This is a genomic window from Tepidanaerobacter sp. GT38 (genome assembly GCF_021991635.1).
Classification (GTDB): domain Bacteria; phylum Bacillota; class Thermosediminibacteria; order Thermosediminibacterales; family Tepidanaerobacteraceae; genus DTU063.
Window position 1 is genome coordinate 25,561 of the sequence record NZ_JAFFJA010000030.1, and the last position, 6,544, is coordinate 32,104.

General features: G+C 31.4%; 4 protein-coding genes. All 4 read right to left on the reverse strand.

The genetic code is table 11. The features are described from left to right. Positions 1 to 40 precede the first annotated feature (40 nt). The 4 genes from JT739_RS05565 to JT739_RS05580 all read right to left on the reverse strand — a co-directional run bounded on the left by JT739_RS05565 (position 41) and on the right by JT739_RS05580 (position 5,609). On the reverse strand, positions 41 to 652 hold the full coding sequence (locus tag JT739_RS05565) for a hypothetical protein (protein WP_237660117.1): 612 nt from the start codon (positions 650 to 652) through the stop codon (positions 41 to 43). 41 nt (positions 653 to 693) lie between these two features. After that, the gene (locus JT739_RS05570; RefSeq protein WP_237660118.1) at positions 694 to 1,437 is read right to left on the reverse strand and encodes a hypothetical protein; all 744 of its coding nucleotides are present in this window, start codon (positions 1,435 to 1,437) and stop codon (positions 694 to 696) included. A 64-nt stretch (positions 1,438 to 1,501) separates the two neighbouring features. Beyond that, entirely contained in the window at positions 1,502 to 4,243 is a 2,742-nt protein-coding gene (locus JT739_RS05575; RefSeq protein ID WP_237660119.1) for a hypothetical protein, read from the reverse strand. 469 nt (positions 4,244 to 4,712) lie between these two features. Further along, positions 4,713 to 5,609: a DUF4365 domain-containing protein gene (locus tag JT739_RS05580; RefSeq protein ID WP_237660120.1), complete on the reverse strand. Its 897-nt coding sequence runs from the start codon at positions 5,607 to 5,609 to the stop codon at positions 4,713 to 4,715. Between the last annotated feature and the right edge of the window lie 935 nt (positions 5,610 to 6,544).

Below are 6,544 nucleotides of genomic sequence, written 5' to 3' on the forward strand. Positions count from 1 at the left end.
CTTCACTTCCATTTTTTATAACAATAGCAATAAGAAAAGCTTAGCTCATAATATGTTCGTACGTAATTACATCCATTACATCGGGATCCCATTCCAAATCAGCAATTATTTTTGGCAAATCCAATAGAAATACTTCTTCTGTCTCCCCCAAGGACCATATATCTTTACCCACAATCTCTTCCGCCTGTTCTCTGGTGATTGGAACGCCACCATAACTATAATCCCCCTGAACAAGGTTATATTCGACTGCATAAAGATCATCCAACAATGCTAAAAGTACAATCACATCTGCCATCATTTTCGTATGATTGACTTTATATTCCTGTCCTTCGGTCAGATTCATACGATAATCGATTCTAAGTATGTTTCCATACTCAATGAGGTCTATTGGCAGCTCCTTGGCATATTGTAACTGACTAACCAATTCCATAAGTTTTTGCGAATCATTCAATGATATATTCTTGTAAGAATAAAGCAGCTTAAAATCATATGGGGTTTCTATGTTTTCGATTTCATTTTTTTGAATATCATTATTCTGATTTTTGACTTGTGTTCCCTTATTTACCGGTGAACACGATGTAGTTAGAAGTGTAATAAACACTGTAAGAATTAGAATAGGTATAGTCATCTTGTTTCTCTTATTATTAAACATTAAAATCCTCCTAATATTTGTTGCTATGGAGGTCACGACCATCATTTAATCTTTTGCTTCATCAATTCTGTCCATTCTTGGTCCATTCTTTTTAGCCTATCTTTTTTAAGATTTTCCTTCATGATCCACTTTATATCTTTGTCATCATATGTCATCAACTTTTCAAATCGCTGTTTTCCCTCATCAGGGAAAGCAACTATGGCAACACTCCAACAGTACGCAAGGCCCTTTTTTAAGGCCAAAAATCCTTCATCTTTCCTATCCGCAATTTCCATTATCGAACATGTTATAGTTTCAAGTATTTGTAACACTTTTGATACTTGCTCTTTCTGATTTAATAGTTTCGGTTCACACAGTGCAGCCGCCGCTGCTCTTTTTTCATAATTATTGCCTTTCGCCCAATTTTCTACTTCCGTTATCAGTACTTCCATATGCTGTTCCCCATAAATCTGAAGTGCCATTGCCACGGCTTCGCGTATACGCCACCGCGGGTCAGAGGCTAGCAATCTCAATTGTTTAAGATATTCCGTCTTCCCATCTTTTACGAGTTTCCCTAAGCCTACGGTTCCGCAGCAAGCTAAAAACTCCTGCGGCGTATTGACTGTAGCTATTTCAGGCGTAAAACTAAGCCAATGTAAAAATTGACTTTCTTCCCCAACTTCTGCAACAGCCTGCATAAGCTCTAGATTTGCCCTAGTCCCTGGCAAACCTGATTCCTGCATTAGATATGTGTCCCAGTCATCCAGGTTATGTAGTTTTTCAATATACGATTGTATTTTGTTCATTTTTTCTCCTTTAAAAGTTATAGTTATCTTTAGAGGCAAACTAATCTACTCATTTTGTCATGGCTTAGTCAACATTATTCAATAATGCCTCTGTGATTTTTTCTGCTAATTTTCTCACTAGATAATTGTTATCAGTTCGTCCTTTTTGTAATATATAATCTCTTATTCCATTATCTTTTTCCAAATTTCTAATCCCGTTTAAAATTGATAATTTAATGTCACTTATTGTGTCATTCATTATGTAAGCTAATTTTTCTAGGACTATAGTCGAATAAAATTGTGAATTTGATAACTTTATTAAGCACTTAATTGCATAGAGCTGAGCGTTTTTATGGTTCTCTATACCAATAGACAGTATAAAATTTGAAATTATACTAAGAATTTTATCATCAAGTATTGAAATATCGATATCATTTAAGAATATATATATACTTCGCACAGCGTTTATAAAGTCTGCTTCATTATAACTCATAACAGCAGCAAAACCCAGTGCGGCTTCTTCGAAAGTACAAAAGCCAAAACCTATTTTCATTAGCAGAAAGTTAAACTTAAGTGAATTCAGACTGTCAATTCCAAAAACAGGATCAAACATCGCACTTAGGATATCCTCACTACTCTCGGCTATCTTTTTCTTGAAATTATACCAAAAGGAATAAGAAGGAAAATTACAATATAAATAAAATGCTAATTGCATTGCAGATTTTTTCTGATCTGCCTGTTGAACTTTGTTTAATAGTGTTTTCTCAACGGCCGCTATTATTTTTATAACATTATCTTCATTCAAATCAACATCATTCGTTTCAATAATCCATCTAATAATATCATAAGGATTATCGTAATAGAGAGAATATTTGGCCTCACTTGCCTCCTGGTTCCTTTGATGAATAACATCAATATAGTCTTTAATGTGCTTTGTAATATTATCTGTATTAGTTACAAGGTCATATTCTTTACAATAAAAATCGGGTATATACTGTCTAATGGCGCGGTCCAACAATTCTGTTTGATTATTAACATTTTTTCTAATCGAAATAACAGCTCTTTGCAAAGCTTTTATATCAACATAACTTTTTTCCTTTATCACAGCTATGCAATATTCAGTTATTTTTTTATTAACTATCTCATCTATCTGTTTACAATCAATATAAGATAATATTTCTAACACTTCATCATAGAACCTCACTAAATGATTATCAAAAAATAAACAAAGTAATTCTGCTATTTTTTGGTTATTCATCCTATATATATTAGCTTTAATTGCTTTAAGAATATAATGCCCAATATCTACTGTCTTGTTCTTGTCACTACACCAATTCTTGACATGTTGGAGAAAGAAATCAATTTGTGCGTTATATTGTTCATCATTAAAATAATATCCGAAATTTTCTAGCAGTAAGCATAGACCAATAATTCGATAATACTCTATAGGTATTGTCTTAATACTATTGATCAAAATTTCAATTTCTATCGATGATATAGCAGAAACGTGTTTATTATAAGTATTTACTATTCTATTGAGGGTCTTATCATCAGGTATTAATAATAAAATCCTAATTATTTCAAGAAAATATTTAAAATCACCAGAATCAATATATTTTGTAATAAGTATATCTCTATATCTTTCTTTCGTAATAATAATGTGCGTGAGTGAGCCAAATCTAATAGCTATATTGAAAATAGAAGCAATATCTTCAAAATTACGATTCATTACTTCAAAACGTCTAGAATATGGAGATTGGGTATGCATTTCGAAATATTCTTTTAACAATCTGGAATTATTACTGCTATCAAATCTATCAATTAAAGGGTAATAAATAATTTCTGGACTTTCATCTAGTATTTTTTGTGCATAAGAATTAAAAGAGATTTTGTTTTTAAGTCTGCAAATAATGTAATTAATATTACGCATATCAAGAGCAATATCATTCAGTAGCCACATTGGCACGTTTTGAAATTCTTTCGCTTTTTTATATGCGAGATAGATCTTTCTGTAACAATCACCAAGATTATTGCTGTAATAATCTAAAACCGCATCAAGGCGCAAATCTATAATTTTTTTTATAGTATCTTCGTGTGTAAGAAGAATGTTTTCTTTTAACAGCAAAAACTTTTCGCGATTAAAATTGCTCTTTCCTATTACCGCAGACAGAAACACAGCACATAAGTCATCATAAGTAGAAACTGAATCCTCTAAATCATTCGTTATATTCGCAACATATGGATTAAATACTTGCGTAAGCTTGTTCTCCAAAGTATAGCGTTTAAAGATATCTTTTTTTAATACAAATGTATTAACAAAAACAGAATTAGTTTCAAATCCCTCATCTTTATTACTTAATATATTTTTATTTCTACGATATAAATCGATAATATCCTGCAATATACAGTTATATGCTATTTGAGGAAAATCAGAAAACTCGTGTACTTTATCACAATATTGAACTTCTCCAGTATTCATTAGTTCATTTTGTAAAGGAGTAGGTTTTTTTTCTCTTTCATCACAGAAGAAATAGAGGCGATGAATACCCTCACTTTTCGCCCGTGCATGTTCTGCTAAAACTGCATCAGGTACCCCGTCAGCATTATCAATAAGGAACACGCACAAATCAGATTGAGATACTTCTTTTAAGTATGCACTCTTAACATCCTCACTACACGCACCTTCTGTTTCAAATGCATACACAGACGCCACCAACCCAGTTTCAAGAAGAAGTGTTTTTAAAGCTTTTCTAACTATATTATATCGTTCATCTATTTTAGAGCTTATAAACACAGTTATTTTTCTTTCAATTAAACCATAGCGCATAATTGCCACCCCTTATGAAATCAAAGACAATATTAGTAATTACTAAATTTTATTATAATGATTATACCAAATTTATCTCTTGTTTTACTAAAAATTTCTAACAAAATACATATTATTTTTCCTATTTCGACTTTTACTAATGAAAGAGTGCAAATTTTAATGCGGGATAGTAATTATTCTTGGGTACTCTCTTACAATTATTTAATTATTCCTCATACAATTGTCTTTTAAATATTTTACAAGCATTTACATCTCTTTTGAAAAGATTTTTGTCGCTATGAGCAATATACATCTTAATTCTTTTAATACCAACTTATCGTACTTATCGTAGACAAACGGTAAAAAGCATCTACACAGGATGAATACCAATCTAGAATTCATGTACTGGTGCACAGGTCGATAACTCTAATAGAGGAATTTACACACTAATATTGATGATCTATTAGGCAAATATCATTTGACACATAGTTCAAAAGATATGTTCACCATCATACTCCCAAAGTGCTCTAGAAAAATCGTAATCATTATAAAGCCCTAATAGATCAAAGATACAACGTATCCTTGCTAATGCGCATTTGGCTTCGACCTTATCCTCAATAGAATCGTTATACAATTTTTTAGCAATCGTAAGTACAGGAGTAATCGTATTCTTTAATATATACTGAGGATGAACCCAATTTTTTTCATTGAAAATACTTTCTAGTTGAATAATTTTGTTAATATTATTAATAATTCTAAGTAAATACTCTTTTGCTTGATTCTTAACTTCATTAAAAGCATTAATATCAACAAATTCTTCAGGACTCATATCATCACTAACAAAATAATTATTTAAATCGTATTCGAGTTCTCGACATATTCTTGCAAATTGACACCATTCAAATATTCTTTTGGGGAACCCAGCAATAAAATTTAATTTATCCTCGTCTCCCGGCATAAAGTTCCTTTTAGGAATTTGAACACGTACTGTCGTTCTGTTTAGTCTCCAATTAGGATTATCATGATCTAAAACTACTTTAATATATTCTTGGAGCCATAAATAATAAAATTCGCATTGTATATCATTAACAGGACAAATGACTAACAGAACGGGCGTAAGAAACATTTCAGAATATTTCAGTGTTTTGACTGGCACGTCATAACATATTCTGTTCTTCTTGCTAACATCCTCTGTGGTTCCTTTAATTTGCAACAGTAAATTTCTGCCAGTTGCTACCCCATTTGAAAAAATTTCAATCATCATGTCTATTCCGTAATCCCTTCCTGTAAGTTCTCTATGCTCCCATTCCGCCGGAAAAGCTAATGGAACCCTTCTTCTCGCAATAGTATCAATTTCATGAGTTTCAGGCCTAATAAATAAATCCATAATAATCCCCTCAATAATTTTTTATAGTCTATTCAAATTTTAATCCATAACTAGTAAATTTGCTAGAATACATTGACAGACCTTTTATTTTTTAAATAAAAATAAATATCTTGTAAAATTTATAATATAATATCATACTAACCTTTTGTGTTTTTATTATATTTTTGAGCCTAGGTTTCTTGCCATGTGAGAACTTATTATATCCTTAGCATAAGAATTCTGCATTATTTCATCCCAATTTATATCAATGCTCATGTCCACATTAATCAATTTTTATTTATTTCATTTCACCATAACACTCGAAACTCCTTCACTTTATTTCCGTATATCATCAAAATATTAATAGAAGATATAATTAGTCAAAATCTAATGGGCACACTATCTGACTCTTAATTACCATCAAACTTCTTTAATCAGACAACCTGCTAACGAATAGGTTTGGTTCAAATGTAGTTTGGACATTCTGATCAACCGCTATTATATAGTATTTGATAATACCGAATGAAAAGTCTAATGAGGAAAATACTTTGGGCATCTCATTCAGTTGCTGCATTACAGATGAATATCAGAAGCATATTTTAAAAATAATGAGAAGGCTTTTACTATAGCCGGAAAAATCAATAAGCGTTTGATTGTCCGCGACCTAAAATTTTTAAAAAAGTATTAAGTAGAAATGAAAATGCCCGCATAAAGCGGGCTAATCATGTCCTTTTATAATGTGGCATCTCAAATGGAATTTCTATTGAAATCTCCACCAAACCTCCATAGTTTTCGTTTTCGTCATACCAAGGCATCTGATGAATGAGTTTCTTTTTTTGTTATTGTCAATGAAAATCCCGCAAAAAAGGGAAAGAAAATCCACCACTTTTGGATAAAAAAATTATTTACTTCTTTTTAAGTTTTTCTGTCTGTTCCCTCATTCTAAAACTTTCACC